Origin of the sequence: Nocardioides panacis, assembly GCF_019039255.1 — a bacterium.
In the GTDB taxonomy this organism is placed as follows: Bacteria; Actinomycetota; Actinomycetes; order Propionibacteriales; family Nocardioidaceae; genus Nocardioides_B; species Nocardioides_B panacis.
The window spans coordinates 2807492-2822498 of the sequence record NZ_CP077062.1 but is presented as its reverse complement, the minus strand read 5'-3'; the positions used below and the strand labels follow the sequence as shown (position 1 = coordinate 2822498).

Genomic DNA, 15007 nt, shown 5'->3' with positions numbered 1-15007 from the left:
GTGCAGGTGCGCCGCCCCGTTAGGCTGGCGCCTGTGAACGGCTCGGGTCAGCACACCAGCAAGCAGTCCGGCGGACCGGGCCCGGCTGCCGTCGCGCCCGCGGCCGTGCCCCCGGACCTGCTGCGCCGCCCCCGTCGGCGGGGCTGCGCCGTGTTCACCGTCGTCGTCTCGGTCCTGATGCTGCTCGGCGCCGGGGTGATGTGCCTGGTCCTCGTGCTCGCGAACGCACCCGGTGCCCTCGCGGTCGGGGTGGTGCTCGCCGCGCTGCCCGTCGGACCGGTGATCGCGTCCTTCCTGTGGCTGGACCGCTACGAGCCCGAGCCGGTGCGGCTCCTGGTGCTCGCGTTCTTCTGGGGCGCCGTGGTGGCGACCGCCGCCGCGCTGGTGCTGCAGTCCCTGGACCAGATCGTGCTCGGCACCCCCGACGACTGGTCGGCCGCGATCGTCGCGCCGGTCACCGAGGAGGGCGCCAAGGGACTGTTCATCCTGCTGCTGCTGTGGTTCCGCCGGCGGGTCATCGACGGGGTCCTCGACGGGATCGTCTACGCCGGGCTGGTCGGCGTGGGCTTCGCGTTCACCGAGAACATCCTCTACCTCGGCGGCGCCTACATGGGCGGCGAGGGACAGGACGGCGGCCTCGGCTCGGCGACCGGCCTGTTCGTCGTACGCGGCATCTTCAGCCCGTTCGCGCACCCGCTCTTCACCGCCTTCATCGGGCTCGGCGTGGGCTTCGCCGTCGTCACCAGGCACAAGGGCTGGCGGGTCCTCGCGCCGCTCCTGGGGTACGTCGCCGCCGTCGTCGCCCACGCCACCTGGAACGCGTCCGCGTTCTTCGGGGGCGGCGGCACGTTCGTGCTCACCTACGTGCTGGCGATGGTGCCGGCGTTCCTGCTGCTCGTCGGCTTCGCCGTGTGGGCCCGCAACCGGGAGGGCCGGATGCTCACCCGCTCGCTGTCCGACTGCGCCCGGCGCGGGCTGATCGGCGCCGCCGAGGTGCCCTGGCTGGTGCGGCTCTCGGCCCGCCGGGCGAGCCGTCGCGGGGCGCGCGCCTACGGCGGCCCGGTCGCCGAGCGGGTGATGCGCGAGTACCAGCAGCAGGCCATCGAGCTCGGCTTCCTGCACGACCGCTACCTGCGCGGCACCGCGCCGGCGGACTTCGCCGAGCGCGGCACCGCGATGGTCCAGCGGCTGCACGCCCTGCGGCCCTACGTCCAGTTCCCGCACGCGGCGCCGGTGCCCGCCTTCCCGGCCGCCGTGCAGTGGGACGGTGGCCGGTGACCGCCCCGGTGACCCCCTCCGGCCACGTCGACTCCGTGGCGACCACCGACATGGTGGCCGCGCTGATCCGGCTGCGCGCCGCCCTCGACGGGGTCGCGCTGCCGCTCGACGTCCCCGGGGCCGAGGAGCACCGCGTGATGCGGCGCGCGATGGTCGACCAGCTCGAGGACTACGTCCTGCCGCGGCTGATCCAGATCGAGGCCCCGCTGCTGACCGTGGTCGGCGGCTCGACCGGCGCCGGCAAGTCCACCCTGGTGAACTCGCTGGTCGGCCGCCGCGTCACCGAGCCCGGCGTGTTGCGCCCGACGACCCGCTCGCCGGTGCTGGTGCACAACCCGGCCGACGTCGACTGGTTCGACAAGGAGCGGATCCTGCCGGGGCTGGCCCGCACCACCGGGGCGACCGGTGACCCCGGCGCCCTGCAGCTGGTCGCCGCCGACAGCGTCCCGGAGGGCCTGGCCATCCTGGACGCCCCCGACATCGACTCGGTGGAGGAGCGCAACCGCACGCTCGCGGCCGAGCTGCTCGCCGCCGCGGACCTCTGGCTGTTCGTGACGTCGGCCGCGCGCTACGCCGACCAGGTGCCGTGGGACTACCTCAAGGCGGCCGCGGAGCGGAGCACCGCGGTGGCGATCGTGCTCGACCGCACCGCCCCCGAGGCCGTCGAGGAGGTCAGCGGCCACCTCGCCCGGATGCTCACCTCCCGCGGCCTGCGCGACTCCCCGCTGTTCGCGGTCACCGAGGGCACCGTCGACGACGACGGCCTGCTCCCCGCCGCGGAGGTGGCGGAGATCCGCGGCTGGCTCGACGGGCTCGCCTCCGACTCCTCGGCACGGGCGGCGGTGGTGAAGAAGACCCTCGACGGGGCCGTGCGGTCCGTGTCGCGGCGTACCCACGACATCGCCGACGCGGCTGCCGAGCAGCTCGTGATGGAGCGCCGGCTGCGCGAGGACGTGCACCGCGCCTACGACGAGGCGATCGCCCGGATCGACGACGCGTCGGCGGACGGCACCCTGCTGCGCGGCGAGGTGCTGGCCCGCTGGCAGGAGTTCGTCGGCACCGGCGAGCTGCTGCGCTCGCTGGAGACCAAGGTCGGTTGGCTGCGGGACCGGGTCGTCGGCTGGGTGCGCGGCAAGCCGATGCAGGCCGAGCGGGTGACCGTCGCCGTCGAGTCCGGCCTGGAGACCCTGATCCTGGAGCACGCCGAGAGCGCCGCCGAGCGGGCCGAGGCCTCCTGGCGCTCGGTGACCGCGGGGCAGCACCTCGCCGAGGACTCCGGTCGCGAGCTGGGCCGCGCCTCCCGCGACTTCCGGGTCCGCGCCGAGCGGTCGGTGCGCGACTGGCAGCACGGCGTGCTGGAGATGGTGCGCTCGGAGGGCGCCGAGAAGCGCTCCACCGCGCGGTTCCTGGCCTTCGGGGTCAACGGTCTCTCGGTCGCGCTGATGGTGGTGGTCTTCGCGCACACCGCCGGCGTCTCCGGTGCCGAGGTCGGCATCGCCGGCGGCAGCGCCGTGGTCGGGCAGAAGCTCCTGGAGGCGGTGTTCGGCGACCAGGCCGTCCGCCGGCTGGCCGCCGCCGCCCGCGAGGACCTGAACGAACGGGTCACCGCCCTGATGGACGCCGAGCGGGCCCGCTTCGTCACGGTCCTCGACGACCTGGGCATCGAGGAGGGCGACGTGGACCGGCTGCGTGAGGTGTCCCGGCGGGTCGACGACCTGCGGTTCGCCGACAAGGGACCCGGCACGCTGCACGGCACCGGCGACTCCGCGTGACCGCGCTGGTGGAAGGGGCCAAGAAGCTCGTGGGCAGGCGCTCGGACGTGGTGGACCGCATCGACGGCCTGGACGAGGCGGCCCGCTCCGCCCGGGGACGCCTCGACGACGCGCTGGTCGACGAGGCCGCCGCGGTCGCCGAGCGCGCCGGTGCCCGGCTCCGGCTGTCCGGCGACCACACGGTCGTCGCGCTGGCCGGCGCGACCGGGTCGGGCAAGTCCTCGACGTTCAACGCCGTCACCGGGCTGGAGCTCGCCGCCATCGGCGTGCGCCGCCCGACCACGTCGTGGACGATGGCGTGCGCCTGGGGTGCCGACGGGGCCGCGGAGCTGCTCGACTGGCTGGGCGTCCCCAAGCGTCACCAGGTGATGCGCGACAGCATGCTCGACGAGCCGCGCGAGGACCGTGGGCTCAACGGGCTGGTGCTGCTGGACCTGCCCGACCACGACTCGACCGAGGTCGCCCACCACGTCGAGGTGGACCGGCTGGTCAAGCTGGCCGACCTGCTCGTGTGGGTGCTCGACCCGCAGAAGTACGCCGACGCGGCGATCCACGACCGCTACCTCAAGCCGCTCGCCTCGCACCGCGACATCATGCTGGTGGTGCTCAACCACATCGACACCGTGCCCGAGGCCCGGCGCCCGGCGATGGTCGCCGACCTCGAGCGGCTGCTCGCCGAGGACGGCCTCGGGACCGTGAAGGTGATCGCCACCTCCGCCCGGCACGGCGACGGCATCCCCGACCTCAAGCGGGCGATCGCCCAGCAGGTCGGCGAGAAGAAGGCCGTGAGGACCCGGCTGATGGCCGACGTGGCGTCGGTCGCGCAGCGGATGCAGCAGGCCAACGGCGACGCCAAGCCCGGCGACCTGGCCCGGGCGCGCAAGAGCGAGCTCGTCGACGCGTTCGCGGACGCGGCCGGCGTGCCGACGGTGGTCGAGGCGGTCGAGAAGTCCACCCGGCGACGCGCCTCCCAGGCGACCGGCTGGCCGGTGACCGCCTGGCTCAGCCGGTTCAAGCCCGACCCGCTCAAGCGGCTGCACCTCGACCTCGGCTCCGGCGGCAAGGAGCTCACCGGCAGCGCCCGCGCCTCGGTCCCGGAGGCCAGCCGGGTGCAGCGCGCCCGGGTCGACACCGCGGTGCGGTCGGTCGCCGACGACGTCGGCGCCGAGCTCTCGCAGCCGTGGGCCGACGCGGTGCGACGCGCCTCCGTCTCGCGGCTGCCCGACCTCAACGACGCCCTGGACAAGGCGGTCTCCTCCACCGACCTCGGCGTGGCCCGGACGCCGCTGTGGTGGCGGCTGGTGCGGGTCCTGCAGTGGCTGCTGATGCTCGCGGCCCTGGTCGGCGGGCTGTGGCTGCTCGGGCTCGCGGTGCTGGGGTACCTCCAGCTCTCCGTGCCGTCCGCCCCCGACTCGGCCGGCGGCCTGCCGCTGCCCACCCTGCTGCTGCTCGGCGGGGTCGCGCTCGGGATCCTGCTCGGCCTGGTGTGCAAGGCCGTGGTCGGCCTGTCCGCCCGGTCCAAGGCGCGCTCGGCCGACCGGCGGCTGCGGGCCGCGATCGGCGAGGTCACCGAGCGGCTGGTCGTCGAGCCCGTCGAGGCCGAGGTGGAGGCCTACCGCGCCACCCGCGCCGGCCTGGCCGCCGCCCTCAAGTAGCCCGTCGACCCGGGCCGTGCTCCACGCCGACCCGGGCCGTGGTCCACGTCGACCCGGGCCGTGGTCCACGTCGACCCGGGCCGTGGTCCACGTCGACCCGGGCCGTGCGCCGGGTCCGGCCCGAAAGCGCCCCCAGGCCTCCGGGAGCCCGAGTTGTGCACCGCCCCGTCGCCGGCCGCCCCGTCCGTCGTACGGCGGGGGCAGCCTGTCCGTCGTACACACCCACGTGAGACGAGGAGACAGCACGATGAACGAAGCGTCCGTGACGTTCCAGGGATGGGTGGGCAACGACGTCGTCCACCGGGAGACCGCGCAGGGCAACGTCGCCAACCTCCGGGTGGGGTCGACGCCCCGGATCCGCAAGCGCAACGGCGACTGGGTGGACGGCCCGACGTCCTGGTTCTCGGTCACCTGCTGGCGCACGCTGGCCGACAACGTGCGCGACTCGGTGCACAAGGGCGAGCCCGTGCTGGTGCACGGCCGGCTGCGCACCGACGTCTGGGAGCGTGAGGACGGCCAGAGCTCGGTGACGTACGTCGTCGAGGCGACGTACGTCGGTCACGACCTGGCCCGGGGGACCGCCACGTTCCTCAAGGCGGTCCGGCCCGAGCGGACCGACGCCGAGGACGAGACCGACCAGGCCGTCAAGGAGCTGCTGCACGAGCACGGCGCCGAGATGCCGCAGCTCACCAGCTTCGGCGAGCAGCGGGCTCAGCCGGGCCGGGTCGCCTGAGGGGTCGGTGAGCGCTGCGGCGGGGCGGGCTGATTTCTTCCCGGTCGGCCCGCCACCGTAGGCTCGCGGCATGGCTGAGTATGTTTTCACGTTGCGCAATGTGCGCAAGGCCCACGGTGACAAGGTCGTTCTCGACAACGTCACCCTCTCCTTCCTGCACGGCGCCAAGATCGGCGTCGTCGGACCCAACGGCACCGGCAAGTCGACCCTGCTCAAGATCATGGCCGGGCTCGACCACGCGTCGAACGGCGACGCGATCATCGACCCCGACGCGACGGTCGGCATGCTCCAGCAGGAGCCGCCGCTGACCGAGGGCCGCACGGTGCTCGAGAACGTCGAGGAGGCCGTCGGCGAGATCATGGGCAAGCTCGACCGCTACAACAAGATCTCCGAGGAGCTCGCGGACCCCGACGCGGACTACGACAAGCTCCTGGCCGAGATGGGCGACCTGCAGACCGACCTCGACCACGCCAACGCGTGGGACCTCGACAGTCGGCTCGACCAGGCGATGGACGCGCTGCGCTGCCCGCCGCCGGACGCCGTCGTGGACACCCTCTCGGGTGGTGAGCGACGCCGCGTCGCGCTGTGCAAGCTGCTGCTCCAGCAGCCCGACCTGCTGCTGCTCGACGAGCCCACCAACCACCTGGACGCCGAGTCGGTCCAGTGGCTGGAGGGTCACCTCGCGAGCTACCCCGGCGCGGTGCTGGCCGTGACCCACGACCGGTACTTCCTGGACAACGTGGCGAGCTGGATCCTCGAGCTCGACCGCGGCAAGGCGCACCCCTACGAGGGCAACTACTCGACCTACCTCGAGACCAAGCAGGAGCGGCTCAAGGTCGAGGGCGCCAAGGACGCGAAGCGCGCCAAGATGCTGGAGCGCGAGCTCGAGTGGGTGCGCTCGAACCCCAAGGCCCGCCAGGCCAAGAGCAAGTCCCGCCTGGCCCGCTACGAGGAGATGGCCGCCGAGGCCGACCGCAACCGCAAGATCGACCTGTCCGAGATCAACATCCCGGCCGGCCCCCGGCTCGGTGACGTGGTGCTCGAGGCGCACGACCTGAAGAAGGGCTTCGGCGACCGGGTGCTGATGCACGACCTGGAGTTCAAGCTCCCGCGTGCCGGCATCGTCGGCGTGATCGGCCCCAACGGCGTCGGCAAGACCACGCTGTTCCGGATGATCACCGGTGAGGAGCAGCCCGACGCGGGCGAGCTCAAGGTGGGCCAGACCGTGAAGATCTCCTACGTCGACCAGAGCCGTGGCGGCCTCGACCCGCAGAAGAACGTCTGGCAGGTCGTCTCCGACGAGCTGGACTTCATCAAGGTCGCGAACTTCGAGATGCCGAGCCGGGCCTACCTCGCCTCGTTCGGGTTCAAGGGCCCGGACCAGCAGAAGAAGGCCGGGGTGCTGTCCGGTGGTGAGCGCAACCGGCTGAACCTCGCGCTGACCCTCAAGATGGGCGGCAACATGCTGCTGCTCGACGAGCCCACCAACGACCTGGACGTCGAGACCCTCCAGTCCCTGGAGGACGCCCTGCTGGAGTTCCCCGGCTGTGCCGTCATCACCTCGCACGACCGGTGGTTCCTGGACCGCACCGCCACCCACATCCTGGCGTGGGAGGGCGACGAGACCGACGAGGGCAAGTGGTTCTGGTTCGAGGGCAACTTCGCCTCCTACGAGGCCAACAAGATCGAGCGGCTCGGCGCCGAGGCGGCCCGCCCGCACCGGGTCACTCACCGCAAGCTCACCCGCGACTGACCCGCCAGAGGCGTCGCGCCTCGACGGTGCGACGCCTCAGCGGGCGTGCGCGATGCAGGTCCGGGCGGCCGGCCGCGCCTCCAGGCGGGCCGACGGGATCGCCGTACCGCAGACCTCGCAGAGGCCGTACGTCCCGTCCGCGACCCGGCCCAGCGCGGCCTCCAGCTCACTGACCTGGTGGCGGGCGTCCTCGACGAGCGCGCCCACCTGCGAGCGTTCGAACGCGATGGTGGCGCCCTCCGGGTCGTGCTCGTCGTCGGCGTTGGAGTCCCGGGACGCCTCGACCATGCCGGCGTAGTCGCCGGTCAGGGCCGCGAGCCGGGCGCGGGCCCGGCGCAGCGCGGCCTCGAGGACCGGTCGCGGGTCGCTCACCGGTCGAGGGGGTGGCGTCGAGCGGGGCGTCGGCCAGCAGGCTGTCGGCGATGATCTTGCGCTGGATCTCCGAGGTGCCCTCGAAGATCTTGGTGAGCCGGGCGTCGCGCCAGTAGCGCTCCACGGAGTACTCCGTGGTGTAGCCGTTGCCGCCGAAGATCTGCAGCGCCTGGCTGGTGACCCGCTCGGCCATCTCCGACGCGAACAGCTTCGCCTGTGAGGTCTCGGTGTTCGCCGGGGCGCCGGAGTCCACCAGCCAGGCCGCGTGCTGGTAGAGCTGCCGCGCGGCGGCGACGTCGGCCGACATGTCGGCGAGCACGTGCCGGATCACCTGCTGGTTGCCGATCGGCTCCCCGAACTGCACCCGCTGCTGGCAGTAGGTCAGCGCGTCCTCGAGGGCGCCGCGGGCCAGGCCGACCGCGCGCGCCGCGGTCTGGGCCCGCGCGACGTGCAGCCAGCCCAGGCTGTGCTTGAAGCCCTGGCCCTCCTCCTCGCCGGTGTCCTGCAGCGCGTCGGCCGGCAGCCGCAGCCCGTCGAGCTCGAGCTGCCAGGTGGTCAGGCCGAAGTAGCCGATCTTGTCGATCGGGGTGCCGGTGACGCCGTTGGGGAAGGCGCCGCGGTCCTTCTCGACGAGGAACAGCTCGAGCCCGTCGGAGGGGCCCCGGCCCTCGCCGGGCGGCCGGGTCCGGGCGAGCAGGTGCACGAAGTCGGCGGAGCGGGCGTGACCGACCCAGCGCTTGGTGCCGGTGACGACCCACCCGTCCCCGTCGCGGACGGCCGCGCACTGGGCATTCGCCAGGTCGGAGCCGGCGTCGGGCTCGGAGAAGGCGATCGCCCCGATCCGCCGGCCGGCCGCGCTCTCGCGGCGCAGCTCGAGCCGTCGGGCGGGGTCGGCGCTGTCGCAGCCGGTGCCGTTGCCGCGCGCGATGATGCTGCCGACGCTCATCCAGGCCCGGGCGAGCTCCTCGGAGACCAGGCAGTACTCCAGCACCCCGAGCCCGAGACCGCCCTCGTCCTCGGGGATCAGCACGCCGAACAGCCCGAGCTCACCCATCCGCGCCAGCAGCACGTCGGGGATGTCCTCGTGCCGCGGGTCGAGCTCGTTGGCGACCGGGAGCACCTCGTCCATCGCGAACGCGCGGACGGTCTCCAGCAGCGCCGTACGCGCCGGGGTGTCGTAGGGGGTGGCCGACGGGTAGACGGTGTGGACCGGGTCGAGGTTGTGGCGGTGCCAGGCGGTCATGGCCGCAAGCATGTCAGCCGGGCGGAGAACGGTGCGTCAGCGGATGTCCATCGCCGGGTTGGCCTCGATGAGCCGGTCGGTCACCGCGTCGAAGACCCGGCCCAGCGCCTCGAAGTCGTCCTCGTCGACCAGGTCGACCATGAACTGGCGTACGCCGGCCACGTGGGTGGGCGCGGCGGCCTCGAGGGCCGCCCGTCCCTGGTCGGTGAGCACTGCCTCGACCCCGCGGCCGTCGGAGAGGCAGGCGTCCCGGGCGACCAGGCCGGCGGTCTCCATGCGGCTGACCGTGTGCGTCACCCGGGAGCGCGAGTGGCTCACCGAGTCGGCGAGGTTCGCCATCCGCATCCGGTTGCCCTCGGCCTCGGCCAGCCGGACGAGGATCTCGTACTCCGGCAGGGACAACCGGTGCTGCTCGCGCAGGTCCCGGTCGAGGCGGTCCATGAGCAGGGTGGTGCCGACCAGGAAGGCGCGCCAGGAGCGCTGCTGGTGCTGGTCGAGCCAGGCCACGTCCGAGGAGTCCTCCGTCATGGGAACAAGATTACCGGTTCTGTAGTTGAAGGTTGAACATGTTGCCTGTACCGTAGGTGACAGTTGAAGAAACAACCAAAGCTTCGAGGAGTACACATGAGCATCGACGTCCTGAGCAGCACCGTCCCGGTCGGCACCTGGAACATCGACCCGAGCCACTCCGAGATCGGCTTCACCGCCCGTCACCTGATGAGCAAGGTCCGCGGCCAGTTCGAGAAGTTCGAGGGCAAGATCGTGACCGGCGACGCGCCCAGCGCGACCGTGACGGTCGACCTCAACTCGATCAACACCCGCGAGGAGAACCGTGACGCGCACCTGCGCTCCGGCGACTTCTTCGACGTCGAGAAGAACGGCCCGATGACCTTCACCTCCACCCAGGTCGACGCCGGCGGCCGTGGCCTGCTGGTCACCGGCGACCTGTCCCTGAAGGGCGTCACCAAGGCCGTCACCCTCGACGTCGAGGTCCTCGGCTCCGAGGGCGACCCGTGGGGCGGCACCCGCGTGGGCTTCGAGGGCACCACGAGCATCTCCCGCAAGGACTTCGGCGTGGACTTCAACATCCCGCTCGACGGTGGCCGCCTGATGATCGGCGACAAGATCGACATCATCATCGGCATCGAGGCGGTCCTCGAGCAGGACCAGGCCCCGACCGCCTGACCAGCACCCCCAGGCGAAACGGCCCCCGGTTCCTGTCGGAACCGGGGGCCGTCGCACGTCGTACGACAGGGTCAGCTCATCCGCTCCCCGTCCGACGTCGCGTCTTCGCTAGCTCATCCGCTCCAGGACAAGAGCCATGCCCTGGCCGCCGCCCACGCACATCGTGATCAGGCCGGTCTGCTTGTCGTGGGTCTGCAGCGAGTTGATCATCGTGTTCTGCAGCCGCGCACCGGTCATGCCGAACGGGTGGCCGACCGCGATCGCCCCGCCGTTGACGTTGAGCCGGTCCAGGTCGATGCCGAGCTCCTGGTAGGACGGCACCACCTGGGCCGCGAACGCCTCGTTGATCTCGACGAGGTCGATGTCGGCGATGCTCATGTTCGCGCGCCGCAGCGCCTGCTTGGTCGCCTCGACGGGACCGAGGCCCATGATCTCGGGGGACAGGCCGGTCACGCCGGTGGACACGATCCGCGCGAGCGGGGTGAGGCCGAGCTCCGCGGCCTTGGTGTCGGACATGATCACCACCGCCGCCGCGCCGTCGTTGAGCGCGCAGCAGTTGCCGGCCGTGACCACGCCGTCGGGACGGAAGACCGGCTTCAGGTCCTGGACGCCCTCGAGCGTGACGCCGGCGCGCGGGCCGTCGTCCGCGGAGACCACGGTGCCGTCCGGGGTGGTGACCGGGGTGATCTCGCGGGCCCAGAACCCCTCGTCGATCGCCTTCTCCGCCAGGTTCTGGCTGCGCACGCCGAACTCGTCGAGCTCCCGGCGGGTCAGCCCGCGCAGCCGCGCCACGTTCTCGGCGGTCTGGCCCATCGCGATGTAGGCGTCCGGGATCGCGTCCTTCTCCCGCGGGTCGAGCCAGTCCTGGCCGCCCTGGGCGAGCTCGTCAGTGCGGGCCTTGGCGTCCGCGAACACCGGGTTCATGGTGTCCGGCAGGCTGTCGGAGTTGCCCTTGGCGAACCGCGAGACGGTCTCCACGCCGGCGCTGATGAACACGTCGCCCTCGCCGGCCTTGATCGCGTGGAACGCCATCCGGGTGGTCTGGACCGACGAGGAGCAGTACCGCGTGATCGTCGCTCCGGGCAGGTGGTCGTAGCCGAGCAGCACCGAGACGATCCGGCCCATGTTGAACCCGCTCTCCCCGCCGGGCAGGCCGCAGCCGAGGTAGAGGTCGTCGATGTCCTTCGGGTCCAGCGCCGGGATCTTCTCCAGCGCGGCGCGCACGATCGTCGCGGTGAGGTCGTCGGGACGCAGGTCCTTCAACGACCCCTTGAACGCGCGGCCGATGGGGGAGCGGGCCGCGGAAACGATCACTGCCTCAGGCATGTGTGGAACTCCTGGTCTGTCGGTTACCCATGCGTAGCGTGGGACGTGCCGCCAGCCTAGGTGCCGGTGCTGCGAGGATGGCTGTGTGGCTCGACACATTTACCTGTGCCCGCTGAGGTGGGCCGACATGGACTCCCTCGGACACGTCAACAACGTGACGTACGTCGACTACCTGCAGGAGTCGCGCGTCGACATGCTGCGCGTGCACGCCCCCACGACGGGCGGCGAGCAGCTCGCGGAGGGGACGGTCGTCGTCCGCCACGAGGTGGAGTTCGTCTCGCCCCTGGTGTTCCGGCCCGAGCCGGTGCGCATCGAGTCGTGGGTGACCCGGATCCGGGCCGCCTCGTTCACGATGGCCTACGAGATCCTCGACGAGCAGCCCGACGGCGTCCGGCGGGTGTACGCCCGGGCGCGCACGGTGCTCACGCCGTTCGTGTTCACCGAGGAGCGGCCGCGGCGCATCCACGACCACGAGCGAGCGGTCCTGGAGCGGTTCCTGGAGCCCGAGGAGGCGGCCTCATGAGCCGGCACGTCTACGACTGCCACATCCGGTTCTCCGACGTGGACATCTACGGGCACGTGAACAACGTGAAGTACTTCGAGTACTTCCAGGAGGCCCGCATCGCGTTCCTGGTGTCGCTGGGGGACCCGATGCTCGACCCCGGTGCGGACCCGACGATGCGCCAGGTGGTGGCCCGCATCGACGTCGACTACAAGCGCCCGATCCTGTTCCGTCCCGAGCCCTACGGCGTCGAGACCTGGGTGACCCGGATCGGCACCTCGTCGTACGACCTGGCCTGCCGGATCGTCGACGCGGACGGCACCGTCTACTCCAAGGCCGAGGTGCGGCTGGTCGCCTTCGACGTGTCCACGCAGCGCTCCCGGCCGCTCAGGGACACCGAGCGCAGCCGGCTGGAGACCGCGCTGGAGTCCTAGGCCGGCTCCTCGAAGGTGTTCACCATGAACTGCGCGGCGTGCGTGACGTAGTCCCAGAACTGCGCGTCGTGCTCGGGGGACAGGTTCGCGGCGTCCAGGCCGGCGCGGAAGTGCAGCAGCCAGTGGTCCTTCGCCTTCGGGGTGACCGCGAACGGCGCGTGCCGCATCCGCAGCCGCGGGTGGCCCCGGGTCTCGTTGTACGTCGTCGGGCCGCCCCAGTACTGCACCAGGAACAGCGTGAACCGCTCCTGGGCCGGGCCGAGGTCCTGCTCGGGGTAGAGCGGCCGCAGCACCTCGTCGTCGGCCACGCCGGCGTAGAAGACGTCGACGATCTTCGCGATCGTGGGGTACCCCCCGATCGCGTCGTAGAACGTCTGCTCCTGCTGTCCATCCGGCGAGGTCGTCACTTGTCTATTGTCGCCGACCCGGCAAGGCTCGACGACGCACACCCCGCCGACGCACCACGAAGGAGAGGCCCATGGCCACCACTCGCACCTCGAAGACCCACTGGGAAGGCTCGCTGATGGAGGGCGCCGGGCAGGTCAGCCTGGAGTCGTCCGGCCTCGGGACCTACGACGTCTCGTGGCCCGCCCGCGCGGAGGCCCCGAACGGCAAGACCAGCCCCGAGGAGCTCATCGCGGCGGCGCACTCGGCGTGCTACTCGATGGCGCTGTCCAACGGACTGGCCCAGGCGGGCACCCCGCCGCAGGCGCTCGACACCCAGGCCGACGTGACGTTCCAGCCCGGCACCGGCATCACCGGCATCCACCTGACCGTGGTCGGCAGCGTCGAGGGCATCGACGCCGACGCCTTCGCGGCCGCCGCCGAGGACGCCAAGAAGAACTGCCCCGTGTCGGCGGCGCTGACCGGTACGACGATCACGCTGACCGCCTCCCTGGCCTGACCGGCCCGGTCGACGTACGACGGGCGGTTCCGGGGTCAGGCAGGTTGGCCCCAGAGCCGCCCGTTCGGGTGTGCGAAGTCGATGCCGTCGGCGTCGAAGCGCTGCTTGATCCGCTGACGCATCTCGCGGGCGACGGCCCACTGCTCGAGCGGGGCGGTCTTCAGGGTGACCCGGACGGTGATCCAGTTCGGGGTGAGGTCCTGCACGCCCCACACCGACGGCTCCTCGAGGATCAGGTGCGTGAAGGCCTCGTCCTCCCACAGGTCGTGGGCGACGTCCTGGAGCACCTGCTGGACCCGGGCCAGGTCCTGGTCGAGGGCGACCGGGATGTCGAGCACGGTGCGCGCCCAGTTCTGGCTCTGGTTGCCGACCCGCAGGATCTCGCCGTTGCGGACGTACCAGACGGTGCCCTCGACGTCGCGGAGCCGGGTGACCCGCAGGCCGACCGCCTCGACGGTGCCGCCGGCCTCGCCGAGGTCGACCGAGTCGCCGACGCCGTACTGGTCCTCGAAGATCATGAAGATGCCGGACAGGAAGTCCTTGACCAGGCTCTGCGCGCCGAAGCCGACCGCGACGCCGACCACGCCGGCGCTGGCGATCAGCGGGCCGACCGGGTAGCCGAGCTCGGCGATGGCGGTGATCCCGAAGACCGCGAAGATCACGATCGAGGCGATGCTCTTGAGCAGCGAGCCCATCGTCTCGGCGCGCTGCACCCGGCGCCCGGCCAGCAGAGCCGCCGGCTGCGGGGCGGTGCGCTCCCGGCGCCGGCGCAGCACCGGGCTGGGCAGTCCCTCGGCGGCCCGGCGCACCAGCCGGTCGATGACCCGGTGCAGGAACCACCGGATGCCCAGCGCGAGCAGCACCAGCACGACCAGGGCCAGCGGCTTGGCGATCAGCCAGGTGGCGGCCTGGGCCAGCCACGCGTTCCCGGTGAGGTGGTCCACCCACACGCACCAGGTGTCGCTGCTGGCGCAGGTCGGTGTCGTCTCCAAGAGGCTCATGCGCGCGACGTTACGAGACGTGATCTCCGGGACCAAACCGAAGTTCGGTACCCTGGGTGCGTGATGAATCACCCCTCCACCACCGTCGTACGACGGGCCGCCCGCGCGCTCGCGCTGGTCCCAGCGATCCTCGTGACGAGCGCCACAGGATCTGCCTTCGCCGAGGCGCCCGAGCAGTGGCAGGACAACGGCTCGGTGTCCCCGCTGCACGTGCTCATGGTGCTGGTGGTGATCCCGGTGGCGCTGTTCGCGCTGATCTGCCTGCTGGTCTACCTGCCCTCGATGAAGAAGGGCCAGCTCTACCAGCCCGGCCTCGCGTGGCGCAACGAGCCCGAGTGGTTCGGCGGCCCGCGCGGCGGCGCCGAGTCGGCGGACGTCTCGCAGCCCGGCTTCGTCGGGGCCGGCTCCGCCACGGACACCGACCCGGACCGGGGTGGCGCAAGTGGCCGGTGGTGACGCGTTCTCCCCGTCGCAGCGCCACGAGATCGACAAGGCCATCCGGGACGCGGAGACGCTGTGCCGCTTCGAGTTCTCGGTCTTCGTGGGTCGCGCGGACGGTGAGTCCCGGCCGTTCGCCGAGCGGCTGCACGCCGCGCTGGTCGCCCCCGAGCGCTCCGTGCTCGTGATGGTCGACCCGGCCGCCAAGCAGCTCGAGATCGTCACCGGCCGGCAGGCCCGCCAGGTGCTCGACGACACCCAGGTCGAGCTGGCCGCGCTGACCATGCAGAGCGCCTTCGCCGCCGGCGACCTGGTCGGCGGCATCACCCAGGGCGTGCACCAGCTCGCCGAGCACGCGCACCGCCCGCAGGTGCGGCACGGCTGACCGCGCTCCTCAGCCACGACGAAGGG

Annotated in this window: 17 protein-coding genes; 11 read left to right on the top strand and 6 right to left on the bottom strand. The window is 72.0% G+C overall.

The annotated features are described in order from the left end of the window. Window positions 1-33 precede the first annotated feature (33 nt). From KRR39_RS13720 to ettA, 5 genes are all read left to right on the top strand, one after another. Window positions 34-1278, top strand: a complete 1245-nt coding sequence (locus tag KRR39_RS13720; RefSeq protein WP_254185132.1) for a PrsW family intramembrane metalloprotease — start codon at window positions 34-36, stop codon at window positions 1276-1278. Beyond that, a complete protein-coding gene (locus KRR39_RS13715) occupies window positions 1275-3050 on the top strand; it encodes a GTPase family protein (RefSeq protein ID WP_254185131.1) in 1776 nt (591 codons plus the stop codon). Before KRR39_RS13720 ends, KRR39_RS13715 begins: the two co-directional genes overlap by 4 nt. Then, window positions 3047-4705, top strand: a complete 1659-nt coding sequence (locus KRR39_RS13710) for a GTPase (RefSeq protein WP_216937654.1) — start codon at window positions 3047-3049, stop codon at window positions 4703-4705. Before KRR39_RS13715 ends, KRR39_RS13710 begins: the two co-directional genes overlap by 4 nt. Window positions 4706-4952: 247 nt before the next feature. Continuing rightward, window positions 4953-5438, top strand: coding sequence for a single-stranded DNA-binding protein (locus tag KRR39_RS13705; protein ID WP_216937652.1), 486 nt, complete (start codon window positions 4953-4955; stop codon window positions 5436-5438). A 70-nt stretch (window positions 5439-5508) separates the two neighbouring features. Beyond that, entirely contained in the window at window positions 5509-7191 is a 1683-nt protein-coding gene (gene ettA / locus KRR39_RS13700; protein WP_216937651.1) for an energy-dependent translational throttle protein EttA, read from the top strand. A 36-nt stretch (window positions 7192-7227) separates the two neighbouring features. Here the strand turns inward: ettA and KRR39_RS13695 are convergent, their stop codons facing one another. The 3 genes from KRR39_RS13695 to KRR39_RS13685 are packed head-to-tail and all read right to left on the bottom strand — an operon-like array spanning window position 7228 to window position 9334. After that, window positions 7228-7398, bottom strand: coding sequence for a TraR/DksA C4-type zinc finger protein (locus KRR39_RS13695; protein ID WP_216942993.1), 171 nt, complete (start codon window positions 7396-7398; stop codon window positions 7228-7230). Continuing rightward, window positions 7358-8806, bottom strand: a complete 1449-nt coding sequence (locus tag KRR39_RS13690) for an acyl-CoA dehydrogenase family protein (protein WP_216937650.1) — start codon at window positions 8804-8806, stop codon at window positions 7358-7360. The genes KRR39_RS13695 and KRR39_RS13690 overlap by 41 nt, the downstream gene beginning before the upstream one ends. A gap of 36 nt (window positions 8807-8842) precedes the next feature. Next, window positions 8843-9334: a MarR family winged helix-turn-helix transcriptional regulator gene (locus KRR39_RS13685; protein ID WP_216937649.1), complete on the bottom strand. Its 492-nt coding sequence runs from the start codon at window positions 9332-9334 to the stop codon at window positions 8843-8845. Window positions 9335-9430: 96 nt separating this feature from the next. Here KRR39_RS13685 and KRR39_RS13680 point away from each other — a divergent pair, with 96 nt between their 5' ends. Then, complete coding sequence (locus KRR39_RS13680) at window positions 9431-9991, top strand: YceI family protein (RefSeq protein ID WP_254185130.1); 561 nt, start codon at window positions 9431-9433, stop codon at window positions 9989-9991. 108 nt (window positions 9992-10099) lie between these two features. On the opposite strand, the gene KRR39_RS13675 is transcribed toward KRR39_RS13680, so the two are convergent. Continuing rightward, window positions 10100-11317: an acetyl-CoA C-acetyltransferase gene (locus KRR39_RS13675; RefSeq protein WP_216937647.1), complete on the bottom strand. Its 1218-nt coding sequence runs from the start codon at window positions 11315-11317 to the stop codon at window positions 10100-10102. Between the two features lie 127 nt (window positions 11318-11444). Between KRR39_RS13675 and KRR39_RS24875 the strand changes: the two genes are divergently transcribed. Further along, window positions 11445-11840 (top strand): acyl-CoA thioesterase, encoded by a 396-nt coding sequence (locus KRR39_RS24875; RefSeq protein WP_254185129.1) that lies wholly within the window; start codon window positions 11445-11447, stop codon window positions 11838-11840. Then, window positions 11837-12253 (top strand): acyl-CoA thioesterase, encoded by a 417-nt coding sequence (locus tag KRR39_RS24870; protein WP_254185128.1) that lies wholly within the window; start codon window positions 11837-11839, stop codon window positions 12251-12253. The genes KRR39_RS24875 and KRR39_RS24870 overlap by 4 nt, the downstream gene beginning before the upstream one ends. On the opposite strand, the gene KRR39_RS13665 is transcribed toward KRR39_RS24870, so the two are convergent. Continuing rightward, entirely contained in the window at window positions 12250-12660 is a 411-nt protein-coding gene (locus KRR39_RS13665; protein WP_216937646.1) for a globin, read from the bottom strand. The genes KRR39_RS24870 and KRR39_RS13665 overlap by 4 nt on opposite strands. A 71-nt stretch (window positions 12661-12731) precedes the next feature. Between KRR39_RS13665 and KRR39_RS13660 the strand changes: the two genes are divergently transcribed. Next, window positions 12732-13157, top strand: a complete 426-nt coding sequence (locus tag KRR39_RS13660) for an OsmC family peroxiredoxin (protein ID WP_216937643.1) — start codon at window positions 12732-12734, stop codon at window positions 13155-13157. Window positions 13158-13192: 35 nt separating this feature from the next. Here KRR39_RS13660 and KRR39_RS13655 read toward each other — a convergent pair whose 3' ends face one another. Continuing rightward, on the bottom strand, window positions 13193-14158 hold the full coding sequence (locus KRR39_RS13655; protein ID WP_216937640.1) for a mechanosensitive ion channel family protein: 966 nt from the start codon (window positions 14156-14158) through the stop codon (window positions 13193-13195). Between the two features lie 63 nt (window positions 14159-14221). Here KRR39_RS13655 and ctaJ point away from each other — a divergent pair, with 63 nt between their 5' ends. Both ctaJ and KRR39_RS13645 read left to right on the top strand, forming a co-directional pair. Then, window positions 14222-14614 carry an aa3-type cytochrome oxidase subunit CtaJ gene (gene ctaJ, locus KRR39_RS13650; RefSeq protein WP_436972057.1) on the top strand — a complete coding sequence of 131 codons (393 nt, stop codon included), beginning with the start codon at window positions 14222-14224 and terminating at the stop codon, window positions 14612-14614. Then, the gene (locus tag KRR39_RS13645) at window positions 14601-14981 is read left to right on the top strand and encodes a DUF5130 family protein (RefSeq protein WP_216937636.1); all 381 of its coding nucleotides are present in this window, start codon (window positions 14601-14603) and stop codon (window positions 14979-14981) included. The genes ctaJ and KRR39_RS13645 overlap by 14 nt, the downstream gene beginning before the upstream one ends. Window positions 14982-15007 lie beyond the last annotated feature (26 nt).

Coding starts and splice junctions, on each gene's coding strand:
- ctaJ (WP_436972057.1), top strand. CDS start 14,222: ATGAATCACCCCTCCACCACCGTCGTACGACGGGCCGCCCGCGCGCTC.
- KRR39_RS13685 (WP_216937649.1), bottom strand. CDS start 9,334: ATGACGGAGGACTCCTCGGACGTGGCCTGGCTCGACCAGCACCAGCAG.
- ettA (WP_216937651.1), top strand. CDS start 5,509: ATGGCTGAGTATGTTTTCACGTTGCGCAATGTGCGCAAGGCCCACGGT.
- KRR39_RS24875 (WP_254185129.1), top strand. CDS start 11,445: ATGGACTCCCTCGGACACGTCAACAACGTGACGTACGTCGACTACCTG.
- KRR39_RS13690 (WP_216937650.1), bottom strand. CDS start 8,806: ATGACCGCCTGGCACCGCCACAACCTCGACCCGGTCCACACCGTCTAC.
- KRR39_RS13660 (WP_216937643.1), top strand. CDS start 12,732: ATGGCCACCACTCGCACCTCGAAGACCCACTGGGAAGGCTCGCTGATG.
- KRR39_RS24870 (WP_254185128.1), top strand. CDS start 11,837: ATGAGCCGGCACGTCTACGACTGCCACATCCGGTTCTCCGACGTGGAC.
- KRR39_RS13655 (WP_216937640.1), bottom strand. CDS start 14,158: ATGAGCCTCTTGGAGACGACACCGACCTGCGCCAGCAGCGACACCTGG.
- KRR39_RS13705 (WP_216937652.1), top strand. CDS start 4,953: ATGAACGAAGCGTCCGTGACGTTCCAGGGATGGGTGGGCAACGACGTC.
- KRR39_RS13680 (WP_254185130.1), top strand. CDS start 9,431: ATGAGCATCGACGTCCTGAGCAGCACCGTCCCGGTCGGCACCTGGAAC.
- KRR39_RS13675 (WP_216937647.1), bottom strand. CDS start 11,317: ATGCCTGAGGCAGTGATCGTTTCCGCGGCCCGCTCCCCCATCGGCCGC.